At 37.9% G+C, this 19,278-nt stretch carries 15 protein-coding genes; 11 read left to right on the top strand and 4 right to left on the bottom strand.

Annotation, left to right across the window (positions count from 1 at the left end; all coding sequences use genetic code 11):
• Positions 1–3 precede the first annotated feature (3 nt).
• Positions 4–1,086, top strand: a complete 1,083-nt coding sequence (locus KO521_RS02695) for an anhydro-N-acetylmuramic acid kinase (RefSeq protein WP_215938363.1) — start codon at positions 4–6, stop codon at positions 1,084–1,086.
• A gap of 184 nt (positions 1,087–1,270) precedes the next feature.
• Positions 1,271–3,178, top strand: coding sequence for an acetate--CoA ligase (gene acs / locus KO521_RS02690; protein WP_215938362.1), 1,908 nt, complete (start codon positions 1,271–1,273; stop codon positions 3,176–3,178).
• A gap of 78 nt (positions 3,179–3,256) precedes the next feature.
• Here the strand turns inward: acs and KO521_RS02685 are convergent, their stop codons facing one another.
• Positions 3,257–4,480, bottom strand: coding sequence for a multidrug effflux MFS transporter (locus KO521_RS02685; protein WP_215938361.1), 1,224 nt, complete (start codon positions 4,478–4,480; stop codon positions 3,257–3,259).
• Positions 4,481–4,589: 109 nt separating this feature from the next.
• On the opposite strand from KO521_RS02685, the gene udk reads away from it, so the two are divergent.
• From udk to KO521_RS02645, 8 genes are all read left to right on the top strand, one after another.
• Positions 4,590–5,198 (top strand): uridine kinase, encoded by a 609-nt coding sequence (gene udk, locus KO521_RS02680; RefSeq protein WP_215938360.1) that lies wholly within the window; start codon positions 4,590–4,592, stop codon positions 5,196–5,198.
• Positions 5,199–5,202: 4 nt separating this feature from the next.
• Positions 5,203–5,535, top strand: a complete 333-nt coding sequence (locus KO521_RS02675; protein WP_215938359.1) for an FtsB family cell division protein — start codon at positions 5,203–5,205, stop codon at positions 5,533–5,535.
• A 412-nt stretch (positions 5,536–5,947) separates the two neighbouring features.
• Entirely contained in the window at positions 5,948–6,721 is a 774-nt protein-coding gene (locus KO521_RS02670; RefSeq protein WP_215938358.1) for a ParA family protein, read from the top strand.
• A complete protein-coding gene (locus tag KO521_RS02665) occupies positions 6,721–7,623 on the top strand; it encodes a ParB/RepB/Spo0J family partition protein (protein ID WP_215938357.1) in 903 nt (300 codons plus the stop codon). The genes KO521_RS02670 and KO521_RS02665 overlap by 1 nt, the downstream gene beginning before the upstream one ends.
• Complete coding sequence (locus KO521_RS02660) at positions 7,616–8,257, top strand: DUF5683 domain-containing protein (protein ID WP_215938356.1); 642 nt, start codon at positions 7,616–7,618, stop codon at positions 8,255–8,257. The genes KO521_RS02665 and KO521_RS02660 overlap by 8 nt, the downstream gene beginning before the upstream one ends.
• 55 nt (positions 8,258–8,312) lie before the next feature.
• Positions 8,313–9,014: a 4-hydroxy-tetrahydrodipicolinate reductase gene (gene dapB / locus KO521_RS02655; RefSeq protein WP_215938355.1), complete on the top strand. Its 702-nt coding sequence runs from the start codon at positions 8,313–8,315 to the stop codon at positions 9,012–9,014.
• Positions 9,015–9,120: 106 nt separating this feature from the next.
• Entirely contained in the window at positions 9,121–10,821 is a 1,701-nt protein-coding gene (gene lepB / locus KO521_RS02650; RefSeq protein WP_215938354.1) for a signal peptidase I, read from the top strand.
• A 43-nt stretch (positions 10,822–10,864) separates the two neighbouring features.
• Entirely contained in the window at positions 10,865–12,055 is a 1,191-nt protein-coding gene (locus KO521_RS02645; protein ID WP_215938353.1) for a molybdopterin molybdotransferase MoeA, read from the top strand.
• 26 nt (positions 12,056–12,081) lie between these two features.
• Here the strand turns inward: KO521_RS02645 and KO521_RS02640 are convergent, their stop codons facing one another.
• The 3 genes from KO521_RS02640 to KO521_RS02630 form a co-directional block, all read right to left on the bottom strand.
• Positions 12,082–13,392 carry an amidohydrolase family protein gene (locus KO521_RS02640; RefSeq protein WP_215938352.1) on the bottom strand — a complete coding sequence of 437 codons (1,311 nt, stop codon included), beginning with the start codon at positions 13,390–13,392 and terminating at the stop codon, positions 12,082–12,084.
• Between the two features lie 31 nt (positions 13,393–13,423).
• Entirely contained in the window at positions 13,424–16,390 is a 2,967-nt protein-coding gene (locus tag KO521_RS02635) for an amidohydrolase family protein (protein ID WP_252729827.1), read from the bottom strand.
• 172 nt (positions 16,391–16,562) lie between these two features.
• Positions 16,563–17,630, bottom strand: a complete 1,068-nt coding sequence (locus KO521_RS02630; RefSeq protein ID WP_215938351.1) for a DUF3810 domain-containing protein — start codon at positions 17,628–17,630, stop codon at positions 16,563–16,565.
• A gap of 136 nt (positions 17,631–17,766) precedes the next feature.
• Here KO521_RS02630 and KO521_RS02625 point away from each other — a divergent pair, with 136 nt between their 5' ends.
• On the top strand, positions 17,767–19,227 hold the full coding sequence (locus KO521_RS02625; protein WP_215938350.1) for an aminoacyl-histidine dipeptidase: 1,461 nt from the start codon (positions 17,767–17,769) through the stop codon (positions 19,225–19,227).
• The last annotated feature ends 51 nt before the right edge of the window (positions 19,228–19,278 follow it).

Here is a 19,278-nt window from a genome sequence, read left to right as displayed (position 1 = left end):
ATTATGAAAACACATAAAATTCTGGGTCTTATGTCCGGTACTTCGCTAGATGGATTAGACCTTGCATATTGCACTATCTGGCAAGAGGGTCATTTGTGGAAATTTGGGATTAAAAAGACAAAAAGCGTTTCCTATTCCCCTGAAATGCAAAGCCAACTTAAAGATGCCATTTACCTACCAGCAGACAGCCTTTTGAAGTTCCACAACAGTTATGGTACTTTTTTGGGAGAGCAGTGCCATACTTTCATTAAAGACAATGGACTAGAAGTGGACTATATTGCAAGTCATGGGCACACTACACACCACCAGCCAGAAAATGGATTAACGTTTCAAATTGGTAACGGTCAACATTTAGCAAATACCAGTAAACATAAAGTAATTTGCGATTTTAGAACGAATGATGTGGCGTTGGGCGGACAAGGAGCTCCCCTGGTTCCTATTGGCGATAGACTCTTTTTCCATACATACGATTTTTGCCTGAATCTTGGAGGAATCAGCAATATCTCATTTGAGTATAATGGAAACCGTATTGCTTACGACATTGGTCTGGCCAATATGATTTTAAACCATATCACTAGAGAAAACGGACTAGATTATGATGCCGGTGGAAATCTGGCAAAAAACGGCAAAGTAAATTCCGGCATGCTCAACCAGCTTAATGCATTGGAATTTTATACACTCCCGTTCCCAAAATCAATAGGTTATGAATGGTTTATAGAGCAAGTGGTTCCCATTGTTGAAAATACAGAAGATAGTATGGAGAATTTATTGTCTACAGCCATTCACCACATTTGCGAGCAAGTTGCCATTCAAGTTAAAGCTAATAAGAAAAAGTCCGTCAGCACTTTATTTGTAACGGGCGGAGGGGCTTTAAATGACTTTCTTATAGAGGTTTTACAGCAAAAGCTAGGTGACGATACAAAAGTAATAGTACCTTCTAAACAACTCATAGAGTTCAAAGAAGCATTAGTCTTTGCTTTAATGGGTGTTTTGAGAATAGAGAAGAAAACAAATATCCTCAGCTCGGTAACAGGGGCAAAAACAGATTCGTCAAGTGGTGTTTTATTTCTACCTAGCAAGATTTGAGTGTCTCTATTTGAACAAAAATTATTAATTTAAACGTCACAATCTAAATTCCAGTAAATACCCTCGTACCAAGAATATACTTTCACCAAACGGAAACAAAACATAAAACAACCTTTTATTCTCTTATTCATAGGATTCCCTCCTATTTATAGGACTATATATCAATTAAAACAAGCAAGGCAAAATGAGTAATTATCACATCAAGCATCTAGAAGAGTACTACCAAGTATATCGTAAATCCGTTAGAAACCCGGAAGCCTTTTGGGAGGAAATCGCAGAAGAACACTTTGTATGGCGCAAGAAATGGAACAATGTATTAAGTTGGGATTTTGCAAAGCCGGAGATAAAATGGTTTGAAGGTGCTAAGCTAAATATTACAGATAATTGCATAGATAGACATTTGCCCACTAGAGGAGAAAAGACGGCAATTCTTTTTGAACCTAATGACCCTAACGAGGAAGCCCAGCATATTACGTATAGGGAATTACATGAAAGAGTTTGTCGTATGGCGAACGTTTTAAAAGATCACGGAATTAAAAAAGGAGACCGTGTATGCATATATCTTCCCATGATTCCCGAGCTGGCAATTTCGCTTTTGGCCTGTGCGCGTATTGGTGCTATTCACTCTGTTGTTTTTGCCGGATTTTCTTCTAATGCTCTTGCCACACGCATAAATGATTCCGATTGTGAAATTGTACTTACTTCAGACGGTTCTTATCGCGGTTCCAAATCCATAGACCTAAAAGGCATTGTAGACAAAGCCCTGGAGGATTGTCCTGGAGTTAAAAACGTATTGGTGGCCAAACGCATCAATAGTGACATACACATGAAAGAAGGCCGCGATAAATGGTTACAGCCTTTACTTGATGATGCCTACGCGGATTGCGTAGCGGAAATAATGGATGCTGAAGACCCTTTGTTCATTCTTTATACGTCCGGTTCAACTGGAAGACCTAAAGGAATGGTACATACTACCGGGGGATACATGGTATACTCCGCATACACCTTTAAAAACGTATTTCAGTACAGAGAGGAAGATGTGTACTGGTGCACGGCAGATATTGGATGGATAACCGGGCATTCGTACATTGTTTATGGACCATTGGCCAACGGCGCAACAACAGTAATGTTTGAAGGGGTTCCTTCCTACCCTGACTATGGTAGATTTTGGGATGTTGTTGAAAAACACAAAGTAAATCAGTTTTACACTGCGCCAACAGCAATTAGAGCCCTTGCAAAGGAGAATATGGAGTTTATAGAAAAACACGACCTTTCTTCTCTAAAAGTATTGGGCTCCGTGGGTGAACCTATAAATGAAGAGGCCTGGCACTGGTATAACAACAATGTAGGTAAAAACAACAGTCCAATTGTAGACACTTGGTGGCAAACCGAAACGGGAGGTATAATGATTACCCCTATTCCTTATGTAACACCCACTACACCAACGTATGCAACCCTCCCTTTTATTGGAATTCAACCGGCTTTAATGGATGAAAATGGGGAAGAAATGAAAGGTAAACAAGTTTCGGGAAGATTATGTATAAAGTTTCCGTGGCCTTCTATAGCCCGAACCATATGGGGAAACCACCAACGCTATAGGGATACTTATTTTTCAGCTTACAAAGACATGTATTTTACTGGGGACGGAGCATTGCGCGACGCCGTGGGGTACTATAGAATAACAGGCCGCGTAGATGATGTAATCATAGTTTCCGGACATAATTTGGGAACTGCCCCAATTGAAGATTCTATAAATGAGCACCCAGCAGTAGCGGAAAGCGCCATTGTTGGTTTTCCTCATGATGTAAAAGGAAATGCACTTTATGGCTATGTTATTTTAAAAGAATTCGGAGAAACCAGAGATCGAGATAATGTGCGAAGGGAAATCAATCAGCAAATTACCGAACAAATCGGACCCATTGCTAAATTGGATAAAATTCAGTTCGTTACCGGATTGCCTAAAACACGAAGCGGAAAAATCATGAGGCGTATTTTGAGGAAAATAGCCTCAAAAGACACCTCTAATCTAGGAGATACCAGTACTTTGTTGAATCCGGAAGTGGTTGAAGAAATTATTGAGAACGCACTTTAAATTGATATAAGAACCGGCAAAAAAAAGAATCCCCAAGACTCAATTTTTGCCGGTAAATTTTTCAAGTTACTCTAATCTTTATAATCTACTACGTTCAGCTACAGCAAGCACTTTACCTTTTGTGACCATAAGTATCGTAATTAAAGCCAAGAATCCGCATATGGCAAGTCCTGCGAACATGGGCCAAACTGTGTCCTGCACAAAGCCTCCAATATAATTTGCGATAGGTACAGAGAGAAGTGTGGAAATAAAACCGTTAATTGCCGCTCCTATTCCTGCAATGTGCCCAATAGGCTCCATAGCAATAGAACGGAAATTTCCCCATAAAAAGCCCAAGCACAAAAATTGAACGAACAAAAATGCAACTAATACCGGCATACTCGGGTTTGGTTTTCCCCAGAACATTACCACGTACGAAAGTGCAATTATGCAAAATGCGCTCATGGCGGTAAGTGCCAGCCGTCTCATTCCAAAGCGTAGTACCATGGTGCCATTTAAAAAAGTAGAAAGCCCAACAGAGCAAGCTAAACCCGCAAAGATGTACGGGAAATTTTCTACCATACCGTACTGATCCTCAAACACATGTTGTGAAGAACTCAAATACACCAGAAAGGCACCGGTTATAAATCCGGATGCAAAAGTAAAAGCAACTGTTTCGCGATGTCTAAAAAATTCCTTGGAACCTCTTAAAAAAACAGATAACGAAAATGGTATTTTAAATTGAGGCTTTAAAGTCTCAGGTTGGCGTTTCCAAAACCAGATGCTTACTACAAGTCCAAAAAACAATTGGATGTAAAATATATATTCCCATCCAAAAGCATCCATAATCCATTTTCCAATGGCTGGTGCCACTACAGGAACAAGAATAAAAAAGGCGGTAACAAAAGACATAATCTTTGCCATATAATCACCTTTATACGTATCTCTAATAATTGAGATAGCAATGGTACGAGGGGCCGAAAGGCCAATGCCTTGTAAAATACGACCCACAATCATAATTTCTAAAGTAGGAGCTAATACGCAAATGATACTTGCCACCGTAAATAGAGTAAAGCCAATGTATACTACCGGTTTTCTTCCAAAGCTATCGGATAACGGACCAAAAAATAGCTGCCCCACACCAAGACCTAAAAATATCATGGTGATCAACAACTGATTCTCTATAGGATCCAAACTATTGATAGTCTCTCCAATACTTGAAAGGGCAGGCAATAAAGCATCTATTGCCAAAGCAACGATAGACATTAAAGAAGCCATTAAGGCTATAAATTCAAAATTAGGTTTTACATTATCCTTCTGCATGACACAAAAGTAAGTATTCGCCCAAGAAGGCGTATTATCAAAAGTTCCTTTTAGGTATAAACCTATAATTGGTTTACAAATATGTATTTTTGACAAAAATTTAAATAGCATGTTGATAATTGGAATAGCGGGAGGTACAGGATGTGGCAAAACAACAGTTGTAGACCAGATTATAGACTCGCTACCAGAAGGTGAAGTTGGAGTGATTTCTCAAGATTCATATTATAATGATCTCTCTGAAATGCCATTGGAGGAAAGAAGAAAAACAAATTTTGACCATCCACAATCTATTGATTTTGATTTACTTGAAGAGCATCTGAAACTTTTAAAAGAGGGGCACTCCATTAAGCAGCCCGTATATTCTTTTTTAGAATGTAACCGTACGGACAAAACCGTTCCCGTACACCCTACCAAAGTACTTATTGTGGAAGGTATTCTTATCCTTACCAATTCCCTACTTAGGAAAATGATGGATATCAAGATTTTTGTTCATGCAGATTCTGATGAAAGATTGATTAGAAGATTAAAAAGAGACGTTAATGAACGGGGTTGGAATTTAGACGAAACCCTAGACAAGTACCAATCTAACATTAAACCTATGCATCTTCAGTTTATAGAACCTAGCAAAGAATATGCAGATATAATTATACCCAACAATAAATATAATACAGTTGCAGTTGATATTGTAAGAACAATCATCAACGAGAAACTAGTATAGTAAAATGGGGTTTAAAGATTTTAAAAAGAAAAAATGGTTTAGGGCACTTACCAACATGTACGTTTTGGTATTAACCGTATTTGTCATATGGATGTTATTTTTTGACACCAACTCCCTATTGATTCATCTAGAGCTTAAAAAAGAAATTCAAAAGTTAGAAAAGCAGCAGGAATTCCTCAAGGATGAGATTGCTAACGATAAGAAGATTTTAAAGAAATTGTCAGACCCCGAAGAGCTTGAAAAATTTGCTAGGGAGCAATATTTTCTCAAAAAAAAGAACGAAGAAATTTATCTGATCGAGTATGAAGATAGCCTGAAGATCAAAGAAAAAAAGTAAAATGAAGTTTGCTTTCACACTCTATGGGACGAAATTGTTAATAACAAAAGTAAACTGATAGACAACCTCTATCTTATTTTCCAGCAGTGCTTTAAAAAGTAAAAAAACAACTATTGGAACGAAAAATAAAAAGTTAACATTAAACGACATAAACAACTGTTTCACATTTATTTATAATAAAAAAAATCAACTAATCAATATTAATATCTATTTAGGTTTTTAATTTTCAAATTGATTTTGACCTGCTTTTCAAAGTAGATACTTTCATCTTCAAAACCTTATATTCAATAAAAAGAAACCTTCAGTTAACGAACTTTAACGCAAAAGGCTACACTTATTCACTTTGTGTTAACAAAATGGTTTCAATAGCATTGTAATTAATCGTATTTTTACCTCCTAACTCAGACTGATAATGGGCAAGATTATTGCTATTGCGAATCAAAAGGGAGGAGTGGGCAAAACCACTACAACAGTAAACTTAGCGGCTTCCCTAGGTGTTTTGGAAAAGAAGGTATTGCTAATTGATGCGGACCCACAGGCGAATGCTACCTCAGGTTTAGGCATTGATGTAGAAAGTGTTGAATATGGTACGTATCAACTTCTTGAACATACTAAAACGGCCAAAGAAGCTATCATAAGTACGGATTCTCCTAACTTAGATCTAATTCCCGCACACATTGACCTGGTCGCCATTGAAATTGAATTGGTGGACAAGGACCAACGGGAATATATGATGAAGAAAGCAATATCTGACCTTAGGGACACCTATGATTATATTTTAATTGATTGCGCACCTTCTTTGGGGCTACTTACTTTAAACGCCCTTACTGCGGCAGACTCGGTAATTATACCGATACAATGTGAATATTTTGCTTTGGAAGGTCTTGGTAAATTACTGAACACAATTAAAAGTGTACAAAAAATACACAATGCCAATTTGGATATTGAGGGCATGTTATTGACGATGTACGATTCTCGTTTAAGACTTTCCAACCAAGTAGTAGAAGAAGTACGCAAGCATTTTGCAGATATGGTTTTTGATACTATAATTCAGCGTAACGTAAGGTTAAGCGAAGCGCCTAGTTACGGGGAAAGTATTATAAAATATGACGCAAGCAGCAAAGGCGCTTCCAATTACTTGAACCTGGCCCATGAAGTCGTCAAGAAAAACAAAGAGATAGCTTAATGGCGAAAGCAACAAAAAAACAAGCACTAGGCCGCGGACTCTCCGCTTTATTAAAAGACCCTGAAAACGATATTCAATCTGCTGCAGATAAGAATGCGGATAAAGTGGTTGGTAATATTGTAGAGCTGGATATTGAGTCTATTGAAATGAACCCTTTTCAGCCGCGTTCTAATTTCAATGACGAGGCGCTTAAAGAATTGGCCACTTCAATTAGTCAATTAGGTGTTATACAACCCATTACGGTCCGTAAATTAGATTTTAACAAATATCAACTGGTTTCTGGTGAACGAAGATGCCGTGCTTCAAAACTGGCAGGCCTCACCACTATACCGGCATATATTCGTATTGCCGATGATCAAGAATCATTGGAAATGGCCTTGGTGGAGAATATCCAACGTCAAGATTTAGATCCTATTGAAATTGCACTTTCTTATCAAAGGTTACTTGATGAAATTCAACTTACCCAAGAAAAACTTAGTGATCGCGTAGGTAAAAAACGCTCTACCATCACCAATTACCTGCGTCTTTTACGTCTTGATCCTATTATCCAAACGGGTATTAGAGATGGCTTTTTAAGTATGGGACATGGTCGTGCACTGGTTAATATTGAAAAGAAAAGCGATCAGATAGACTTATACGAGAAAATTATAGGTGAAAATCTTTCCGTACGTGACACGGAGCGTGCCGTAAAAGCCTATCATGAAGGTAGTTCTCCTGAAAAACCTGTAAAAAAGGCTCCAAAAACTCCTGAATTTGCAAAGGGAAATATTAAACCCTTTACTGACCATCTTTCGGTAAAAGTAGATATTTCAGCTACAGAAAAAGGGAATGGAAAAATAACTATTCCGTTTCATTCTCAGGAAGAGTTTAAACGAATCAAAAAATTAATTCTAGGTGAGTAAGTCACTCCTAACCCTTAGTTTTATTGCCTTATTTACGTTGACCATCACTGCTCAAGAAGAAGTGACTAAAGACAAAGAGGTAGATTCACTTCAAACCAGTTTGGCTGAAGAGGGAATTGTTGTGGTGGATACACTCAAGAAAAAAAAAGTTAGGATCAACCCGCTTGCCCCTAGCAAAGCTGCTTTTTATTCTGCTGTTTTTCCTGGTCTAGGTCAGATTTACAATAAGCGGTATTGGAAAGTACCAATTGTTTATGGAGCCATAGGAGCTGCAGTTTACGGTTATACCTGGAACAATAATAATTATCAGCGAGTACGTACTGCCTTTAAAAGAAGAAAGGCTGGTTTTACGGATGATGAATTCTATGCAAATCCAACCAACCCAAGCAACGTTCCTCTGTTAGGTTTGGACGATTTACAGAGTCAACAAGAACGTTTTCAAAATGATCGAGATTTGTTGTTACTTGTATCCATTGCATTATATGCTTTAAATATTGTAGATGCCAATGTAGATGCACATTTAAAACAGTTCAATATTGATGATGATCTAAGTTTTGATATGGAGCCATTTCTAGATTTGGACCCCATAACCAACAACCCTAGTTACGGCATGGCCGTGATTATAAAATTTTAAACACAAACAACTGATTTTAAGCAGACTAAATTTAGTTGTTAAATAAATACATACCTTGAAAATAGCATTATTCGGATACGGAAAAATGGGTAAGATGATTGAGAAAATCGCCCAGAGCAGAAAGCACACTATCGTTGCTAAGATTGATGTTGATACGGTTGATATTGATTTCTCAGAAATGGATGTCGCTATTGATTTCAGTATGCCAAGTGCCGCTTTTGGGAACCTTAGCAAATGTTTTGAACATGGTGTTCCCGTTATTTCAGGAACTACGGGTTGGTTGGATAAATATGATGAAGCCTCTGCCCTGTGTAAGGAAAACAAAGGTGCTTTTATCTACGCCTCTAATTTTAGCTTAGGCGTAAATGTATTTTTTGAGCTTAATGAATATTTAGCCAAGATGATGGAGAATTTAGACCAATATAAGGTGTCTATGGAAGAAATTCATCACACCCAAAAGTTAGACGAGCCAAGTGGTACAGCAATTACTCTGGCCGAAGGCATAATCAAAAACACGGATTATAAAGCTTGGAAACTTGAAAATGCGCCTGCGGGGGAAATTCCGATCGTATCAAAAAGAATTGGCACAACGCCTGGTACACATAGCATTGATTACAGTAGCGAGGTAGATTCCATAGAAATTAAGCATACCGCCCATAACAGGGAAGGTTTTGCTCTTGGTGCCGTTATAGCAGCCGAATGGATTGTAGGTAAAACCGGAATTTTCACCATGAAAGATGTGTTAAACCTTGGTTAACGAATACAATATTTGAACAAGAATTAAGCTTATTTGCAATAGAGTCACTAGATTTCAATGCCTTAAGCCTATAAAAAGGAGCATTTTTACAATATAAAATACACAAATGGACACAACACAGTGGTTACTTTTTATTCTGATTATTCAGATAATCCATTTTGCAGGAACCTGGAAACTTTATGTAAAAGCGGGTAGAAAAGCTTGGGAAGCTGCTATTCCCGTATACAATGCTATAGTTTTAATGCAAATTATCAATCGCCCAAAATGGTGGACAATACTTTTGTTTATTCCTATCATTAATCTATTGATGTTCCCTATCATATGGATTGAAACCATACGGAGCTTTGGGCGGAACAGCACAGCAGATACATGGTTAGTATTACTTACATTAGGTTTTTACATCTATTATGTAAACTATGCTTTAGACGTAAAATACATTGAAGACCGGAGCCTTCAGCCCCAAACGGCTACGGGAGAATGGGTAAGTTCTATTGCCTTTGCCGTTATTGCCGCAACATTGGTTCATACGTATTTTATTCAGCCTTACGTAATTCCAACACCCTCTTTAGAAAGGACCTTGCGTGTTGGTGATTTGTTGTTCGTGAGCAAATTTCATTATGGCGCCAGAACACCTATGACTACCGTTGCCGCACCAATGGTTCACGATACTTTACCTCTTGTTCACACAAAATCATATTTAACAAAACCTCAGCTCCCATATTTCAGATTGCCCGGTTTTACCAAAGTAGACCGTAATGACATTGTTGTTTTTAGTTGGCCTGCGGATACGGTTCGCCAATTTTTCAAAAAAGAAAAAGGCGTAATAAAACCTATTGATAAGAAATCCAATTACGTAAAACGTTGTGTTGGTATTCCTGGGGATTCATTGGCGGTTATAGATGGTTATGTCTATATAAACGGAAAACAACTACAACTATCAGATAGAGCTAAACCTCAATATGATTACACTCTTTACTCAAGCAAAGGAGTTTCTTCTACTCTATTAGAAAAAGTTGAGGCTACCGGATGGTCACGGAAATATATTATCAATTCGCTGAATCAACAACAGCTAAATGGTATTCAGAAATACGTTAAGGGCTACAGACAACGAAATGATGGTAAACTGGAAGTTTATACTAATGAACGAGGAATTCCGGTTGCCGTAGCCCGCAAAAATGCTATTTCACTGGCCGAAGAAACCGGTCTGGAGCGTGTTGCTCCTTTAACAGACGAAATGGTAGCAGAACTCAAGAGAGAATCGGCTTTAGATTCTATAGTGAGAATAGTAGAGAAAAAAGGAGTGCCTGGCGGAAATATATTCCCTCAAAGTGCTGATTATCCATGGAACTATGATCAAATGGGACCTATTTACATTCCGCAAAAAGGAGCAACGGTAGCATTGAATTTAAAAGTTCTACCGCTTTATAAAAAAATTATAAGGGAATACGAAGGTAATACCATTAGCGTTGCAGGAAACCAAATAAAGATAAACGGAGAAATAGCCGATTCATATACATTTAAGCAAGATTACTATTGGATGATGGGTGATAACCGTGATCATTCAGAAGATAGTAGAGCTTGGGGATATGTACCGGAAAACCACATTGTAGGAACACCTATATTCATTTGGTTGAGTGTTGATAATTTTAATGATGGTATCTTAAATTGGAGGCCAAGATGGGACCGTATTTTTACGACTGTTAATGGCTCTGGAGAGCCGGTATCATACTTTAAATACTTTTTGATAGCCTTAGCTGCCTATTTTGTGGGGAGTTGGTTATGGAATAAAAAGAAAGCTAAAGGATAATATAGTTAGTTGTACTTATCTTTTCTTGAAATAAAATTATTGGATGATAGTCTTTGAAGATGCTTTTGAACAGGTGTTGCAACATACACTAGATCTTGGAGATGAAACCGTAGTGCTTTCAAAAAGTACCGGTAGAATTCTTAGTGAAGACATAAAGGCCGATAGAGATTTTCCGCCTTTCAATCGTTCTACTAAAGATGGTATTGTCATAGCTTTTTCAGCAATCGAAAAAAGAATTACCCGTTTTAAAATTGAAGGTATCCTAAGTGCAGGTATGCCCCAACAATCACTATCAACAGATACCAATTGTTTTGAAATTATGACAGGTGCCGTTCTTCCTGAACAAGCGGATACTATTGTCATGTACGAACAGACCGAAATAAAAGATGGTTGGGCCACCATTACAAGCACACCTAATAAAGGTCAAAATATTCATCGGCAAGGTAGTGACGAGCAAAAAGGCGCTATTCTCTTAAAAAAAGGAACATCCATTACCGCTGCAGTTATTGGTGTACTGGCATCTGTTGGCAAAAAAGAAGTCTCGGTAAAAAAGCTTCCCAAAATCTGTGTTGTTTCTACAGGAAATGAACTGGTAGAAATACACCAAATACCGCTACCCCATCAGATTAGAAAATCTAATTCCCTTTCTTTAGCCGCTGCGCTGGAAAAAATAAAAATAACACCAAAGCCACTGCACATAGCCGATGATAAAGACGTAATAGAAAAAGAACTTGAAAAAGCTTTTTTAGAGTTTGATGTAATGATGCTAAGCGGCGGCGTATCTAAAGGGAAATTTGACTTTATTCCCGATGCTTTAGCCAACCTTGGGATAAAAAAGATATTTCACCGTGTTGCCCAGCGTCCTGGTAAACCTTTCTGGTTCGGAATTCAGAAGGAGCAGCAAAAAGTAGTATTCTCCTTTCCCGGTAATCCTGTTTCCACCTTTGCCAATTATCATGTTTACTTTTTACCGTGGCTAAAAAAATCTCTTGGCCAGGAAGTGGAAAAACAGTCGGTAATTTTAGGTGAAGCTATACAACCTCATCCATCTTTAACCTTATTTGTACAGGTTTCAACACAGTGGCAACAAGGTAAACTTATTGCGAAAACCATAAAAGGTAACGGGTCGGGAGATTTAGTTAGCTTGGCTCTTGCAGATGGATTTATCCGAGTTCCTCAAGGCAATGATAAAATTGTCCAAGGAGCGGTTTTTGAATACACTGAGGCTTCATAACCTCATTTTTATCTAATTATTACCCGTTACTTACCCTTATATTTTCCTTCGTAACGCTTCCACAGTTCTGTTTGATGTGTTTCTAGCGAAATCTCTCTTCCATCAATAAAAGCCTGTGTTAATTTATTTCCCTTCATATCCAATGCATCACCTTCCGAAATAATAAGCGTAGCACTTTTACCTGTTTCCAAAGACCCATACATATCATCAATACCAAGGATTTTAGCCGTATTACCGGTGATCAACTCTAGTGCTCTTTCTTTTTCCATTCCCTGAGATACTGTTTGACCGGCGTAAAACGGAAGGTTACGAATTTGAAAGTTAGATGCTGTACTGTTTTGAAGACCTACCAGCAACCCAGCGTCTACTAAAAGTTTTGGGAGTTTGTACGGCAAATCATAATCATCCTCATCAAAAACAGGTAAATTATGCGTTGCTCCTACTAAAACAGGAACGCCGCTTGTTTTCAAAAAAGAAGCAACTTTATGAGCATGGTTACCACCAACAAGAACAACCTCCTTAATCCCCACGTCCTTTATATGACTGATGGCATCAATAATCTCCTTTTCACCGTCTGCATAAACAAATAATTTCTGTTTACCAGTGTAAAGACCTGACATCGCGCTTAAAATAGGGTTTTTTATCTCCGATTCAGAATCATAAACGGCAGCATTTTTCAAAAATATAAGCGTTTCTTTAACCTCATCCCCATATTTTTTGTTTGCTTGATAACCACGTCCTTCACCTTCCCACCATTTTCCTTTACGGAATGTAGTAGGCCAATGTAAATGAATGGCATCATCTTGTTTTACAACAGCATCTTCCCAATTCCAAGCATCAAACTGAACAACGGAAGATGTGCCCGAAATACGCCCCCCTATAGGTGCAATCTGACCCAAAAGCACACCATTAGGCCGCATACTTTCTACCACCTTAGATTCAGCATTATAAGCTATTAAACTTCTGACATGCGGAATCATCTCTCCAATCTCATCTTGATCTTTGGAAGCGCGTACTGCATCCACTTCTATTAATCCCAGAGAGGTGCTAGGAGCAATAAAACCAGGATATACATGTTTGCCCTCCCCTTTTATCTTCATTCCTTTTCTTGCAATCTTAGTCATTGCACTTCCTACAAAAGTAAGCTTCCCATCCTCGAACATAATTAGGGAATTCTCTATTACCTTGCCATTCCCCAAGTGTGCGGTAGCCCCTTCAATTACAAAAGCTTCAGCTTGTTTAGCTGCAGGTGTTTGTTGCGCCCTAATATTTAAACCAAACAGGAATAAGGCAAGCCATAAGCATATTTGAAACGTGTATTTTTTATTTGAAATCATATAATGTCTTTTAATAAAGTCTAGATTTATATTAATGCAAATATTCCGAAAGCGTGTCGCAATGCATCAATTGCTTTTTACTTTGTTTAGGCTCTTGAGTTTTTTTTCCTTTTTCCTTTTCACCCAACATTTGATTGATAAGTTCATTTCTTTCTTTCCCCACCTTGGTTCTTAATTCCATGTCTTTTTCCAAATCAAAATAGAAAGCGCCATCAATCATTGTTTTTTCCGCTTTGGCATAAATAGACAAAGGATTTCCGTTCCATAAAACCAAATCTGCATCTTTACCTTCTTTTATACTACCCGTTCTCTCGTCTAAGTGCAATAACTTTGCTGGATTTATGGTTACCATTTTCCAGGCTTCAAGCTCGGTCATACCTCCATATTTCATGGTCTTAGCCGCTTCTTGGTTTAAGCGTCTGATCATTTCCGCGTCATCACTATTAATTGCTACGGTAACACCTTGATCATGCATTATTGCGGCATTATAAGGAATAGCGTCATTTACCTCAAACTTGTATGCCCACCAATCACTGAAGGTTCCACCACCTGCACCATGTTCTTTCATTTTATCGGCTACCTTATACCCTTCAAGAATATGAGTGAATGTATTTACCCTAAAACCAAATTTTTCGGCCACTTTCATCATCATATTAATTTCGCTCTGCACATAACTATGACAACTGATGAACCGTTCTCCGTTCATTATCTCTACCAAGGTTTCCATTTCTTCATCATACCTAAAAGGTTCTCCACTTTTTTTCTTAACCTCATATTCCTTGGCTCGTTGAAAGTAATTATCAAAAACCTGCTCCACACCCATACGCGTTTGAGGAAAACGATTGTAACTACCCCAATTACTCTGTTTTACGTTTTCACCCAAAGCAAACTTGATAAACTTAGGAGAGTTATCATAAATCATATTTTCCGCACTCTCTCCCCACTTTAACTTTAAAATGGCAGAGCGGCCACCTATAGGATTTGCAGAACCATGTAAGAGCTGTAAGGACGTTACCCCGCCAGCCAGAGCATGATAAATTCCTTTGTCCTCATTATCCACTACATCTTCCATTTTTACTTCTGCAGAAGAATTTTGTCCGGATTCATTTACCGCCAATGCAGCAATATGACTGTGTTCATCAATAATACCGGCCGTTAAATGTTTTCCCGTGGCATCTACGGTTTTAGCACTACCTGCTGAAAGATCTTGCCCCACCTTTATTATTTTGCCATTCTTTACCAGTACATCCGTATTTTCCAAAATACCAGCTTCTTCACTTGTCCAAACCGTAGCATTTTTAAAAAGGATATTTTCTGGTTTAGGAATGTTTGTATAGCCATATCCTACATTAGGATACGTTACGGCTACAGCTTTAGGAATTTTCTTTTCATCCTTCTTTTTCTTCACTTGAAAAGAAGTATTTTTTGATGCTGAAAAATTAGTCTGTTCGCCTGAGGGAAGTACAGCTTTTCCAGTTATTGATTTATCATTCTCTTTTACATAACCTATCAATCTATAACTCCCGGTTTTCTTTTCGTCTGCAAATGAAAGTTGTAACCAGTTATCCGTATACGCTAATTTTGATTTTAAGATAACCGTATCTTTTTTTACAGTCAATTTTGGTTTCTCCGGCGTACCCTTTATGGATATCTCAAATTTTTCTTTTCCAACAGAAAGGTCATAGTCACCTCTAATATCAACTAAAGACATATCTGAAATTACATTCTTGGTACCCTGCACCCAATTTTCATATAAAATGGTATTCTTGTCAAAGACATCGCCTGAAGTAATGAGGAAATTTGCATAGCTCCCTTTGTTAAGGGATCCTATTTGACTTGATTTGCCTAATATTTGCGCAGGAATAGTTGTTAATGCTTTTAACGCAGTGGTTTTATCCAAACCATAATCAATAGCTCTTGTTATTTTCTGCTTAAATTCCGCCGGAGACTTAAGATCGTGCAGTGTAAAAGAAAAGGCAATTCCGTTTTCCGCTAATACTTTCGGGTTTGCAGGAGCTTGGTTCCAGTTTCGCATATCTTCCAAAGTAACATATGCAGCGGCATATGGGTCCGAAACATCATAGGCTTCCGGAAAGTTTAAAGGTAAAATCAATTTTGCGTTGGAGGCCTTTATATCCGCCACTCGCTCATATTCATTACCTCCACCTAAAATAACATATTGAATACCAAAGGCATCGCCAATTCCATCGGCCCTTATTACATTGCCTTTGTCTCCTGCTGCAAAAATCTGTACAAGATTCTTATTACGTGCCAATGCCTCAAGGGACCTGTCTTTGGTGTTGATTTTTCCTTGGGCATACCAATTTTCATCATGGTACATCTGTCTTAACAATGCCATTGAACCCATTAATGAACTTGGGTACGACTGCTTCTTGGCTATACTTTTAGTAAAAGAAAAATACTGAGCAGACCTATCGTCCAATATACGATTGCTATTATCTCCTTTGCCATTTAAAGTAACTAAAACCCCAGTTCCACGAGCAACACCGTCTTGAATATGAGAATTGACTACTCCAAAACCTACCTTTCGTAAAGTCTCGGCAACTTTGTCATCATATTCAAATTTGGTGATAGCTTCATTTTCAGGCATGATATGATCGTTCCAATAAAAACCTGACCTTGAAGCTTCATATTCTGCTGATCTGCCTTTTTCTTTTACTTTTTCTGGTTTTTTGACTCCGAAATCCGAGTACAAATCAATAAATGAAGGATATATAGACTTCCCCGAAATATCTACAACCACCGTATTTTTAGGTAGTGTTACGCTTTTTCCCACATCTACGATTTTACCGTCCTGAACCAAAAGTGTACCCGACTCTACCACTTGGGTTGGGGTAACATAGATTTTTGCGTTGGTTAAAGCGGTGTAATTTGTGTTTTTGGTTTTTACACCTTCGTTTGTAGGAAAGTAATCTTGTGCCATTGCTATGAATCCACAGAAAACCATAGCAGTGGTAACCAGTAATTTCTTTATCATGTTTTTCAATTCAAATGTGTCTCTCTAAAAGTAAGGAATGAGATTTGAATCAAGAAATAATGTAACAATTACAAGTCTAATCCTTATAAAATCACATTTATTGCTATTAAATATTAAGAAATTTACGTAAGATCAGAACCAAAAATATGAATTTATCCTCCTCGTAATTTTCTTATAAAGGATACTTTTGATGATACCCTACCATTAATTCTACAATTTTACTATAGCTTTTAATACCGTCTTTCTGCTGATTCGCTTTTAAAAATGTATTAAAAGCTGACTTAAAAATGGGCTCGAATGGATTTAAATATTCCATATTATGCTCGTAAAGTTCCTTGTAGTTTTCTTGCACTCCAGTATTAACTTTGGCATACAATTCATCAAACTTGTCTTTGTCCGCACGTCGTATAGCGCTCAAACAATGACTTAGACCGTATGCTAAAGCCGAATATTGAAAATAACGGTCCTTATTTTTAACGGTCACCAAATACCCGATAAAATTCGTTTCATTTTCTTTGGCATACCCAACTTGATGCCCTACCTCATGACCACTAACTACAGGAAACCGGAATTCTGGAGTAAGCTCATTTACCTGTGCCTCATTAGTAAACGGATTTAAATAACCACCTATACCCATATAGCTGGCCAAGGAACTGAACATTGAACTTTTAAGACTACTATGGGTATACCCCAAGAAAGGGAGCTCTTCTTGTAATTGCTCATAACCCTCTAAAGTCTTATGGAACATCTCCTTATGGCTATAAGGTACTTGCACTCTTTTTGCGCTGTCTTTGGCTAATTGAAATTGAAGTTCATTGGTTTTCAGTATCAATCTTTCCGCTAAATCAATGACCTCGGAGATTTGTACACTATCCTTAATGGCAAAGTTTTCAGCAATTGGTTTTCGATAGTAATTTAACCCCCAAACCAAATTGAAAGTAAAATAGAACACAGCTAGCACCACTGCAATATTTCGAAAAAATTCAATAGGGAATTTTTTGATTTTCAATCGGTTTACATATGTATATCTGATTCCAAATACACCAAGTAACACGTACAATATCTCACCTACCGAAAAAGGAATCCATCCAAAAATTATCCTGAAAAATTGGCTTATGACGGGGTATATTCCATTACTATAATAGGTTTCTACAACCTCTGGGTTACCACCAAGCCACGAAACCAAAAGAATTTGTGGGATCAAACTTAACGCAACACCATTTCTAAATTTATTTTTCAATACCTTATTTTTATCGTCGAAACCATACCAAAGCAACATCTCCGTAATAGCCCTGTAATCTACATAAAGTCAAAAATAACCAAATATGATTCATACCAATTTTTGACTGCGTATTTTTGCAAAAATATAACATCACATGAACGAAGCTATAAGAGAATTGCAACCCAAAGAGGTCTGGAATAAATTTGCCGACCTAAATGCAGTACCGCGTCCTTCTAAAAAAGAGGAGCGTGTTATACAATTTATGCTAGATTTTGGAGCATCACTTGGTCTTGAAACCCTTAAAGATACCGTAGGCAATGTTATCATAAGAAAACCCGCCAGTAAGGGCATGGAGAACAGAGTTGCCATAACCTTGCAATCGCATTTAGATATGGTACATCAGAAAAATAATGATACTGTATTTGATTTTGATTCACAAGGTATTGAAATGTTCGTTGAGCAGGACTGGGTAAAAGCAAAAGGCACAACACTTGGTGCTGACAATGGTATGGGGGTGGCCGCTATCATGGCCTTGTTACAAAGTACAGAAATAAGCCACCCTCCTTTAGAGGCTCTTTTTACCATTGATGAAGAAACCGGTATGACCGGGGCCATGGGTCTTGAAGGTGGTGTTTTGCAAGGCGAAATTTTATTGAATTTAGATACCGAGGAAGATGATGAGCTGGATATTGGCTGTGCCGGTGGAATTGATATTACCGCCACCAGAAAATACAACGAAAAATCCGTGCCAAGAGCCACTGTAGCTTATGAGATTACGGTTAACGGCTTGTGCGGCGGACATAGTGGTATTGAAATCCACAAGGGCCTAGGTAATGCCAATAAGATAATGAACCGACTTCTATACGGCGTTTCAAATTCATTTATGCTCCGAATTTCTGAAATTGATGGTGGTAGCCTTAGAAATGCTATCCCTAGAGAAAGTGTAGCAAAAATCGTTATTCTTAAAACGCAAAGCGAAGCGTTTGAAAAGAGCGTAAAAGAATATGAGTTGACCATTCAAAAAGAATTAAGTGTTTTAGAACCAAATCTTAAGGTCTCTTTTGCTACAACCAAACTTCCTAAAGCCGTAATGGGACTGGGAGCGCAAGAACGATTAATACAAGGAATTTATGCCGCGCATAACGGTGTTTATGCAATGAGTGCCGCTATACCGGATTTGGTTGAAACATCTAATAATGTAGCCCGTGTTCTTGTTAAAAATGGAGAGGCAAAAATTGGATGTTTAACGCGCTCCTCCGTTGATTCTGCTAAAATGGATTTGGCCAACGCTTTGAAATCGACTTTTGAATTGGCTCGTTTTGATGTTGAGTTTAGTGGCACCTACCCTGGATGGACACCGAACGCTAATTCTAAAATACTTAAAGTAGCGGAAGAAAAATACAAGACTCTTTTTGGTGAAAATCCTAAAATAGCAGCTTGTCATGCTGGTCTGGAATGTGGAATACTAGGTCAAAACTATCCGGAAATGGATATGATCAGTTTTGGACCTACAATTTTAGGAGCCCATTCCCCTGATGAGCGTGTTAGTATATCTTCAACTCAAAAATTCTGGAAGTTTCTTCTGAGCATTTTAAAAGATATCCCTAAAAAATGACGCATAAAAAAAGGGTTTGCCGTTTGGTAAACCCTTTTAAATTTATTTTTT

The sequence above is a fragment of the Zobellia uliginosa genome (assembly GCF_018860745.1).
GTDB lineage: Bacteria > Bacteroidota > Bacteroidia > Flavobacteriales > Flavobacteriaceae > Zobellia > Zobellia uliginosa_B.
The sequence above is the reverse complement of the archived record's forward strand: the minus strand, read 5'-3'. Positions and strand labels throughout refer to the sequence as shown.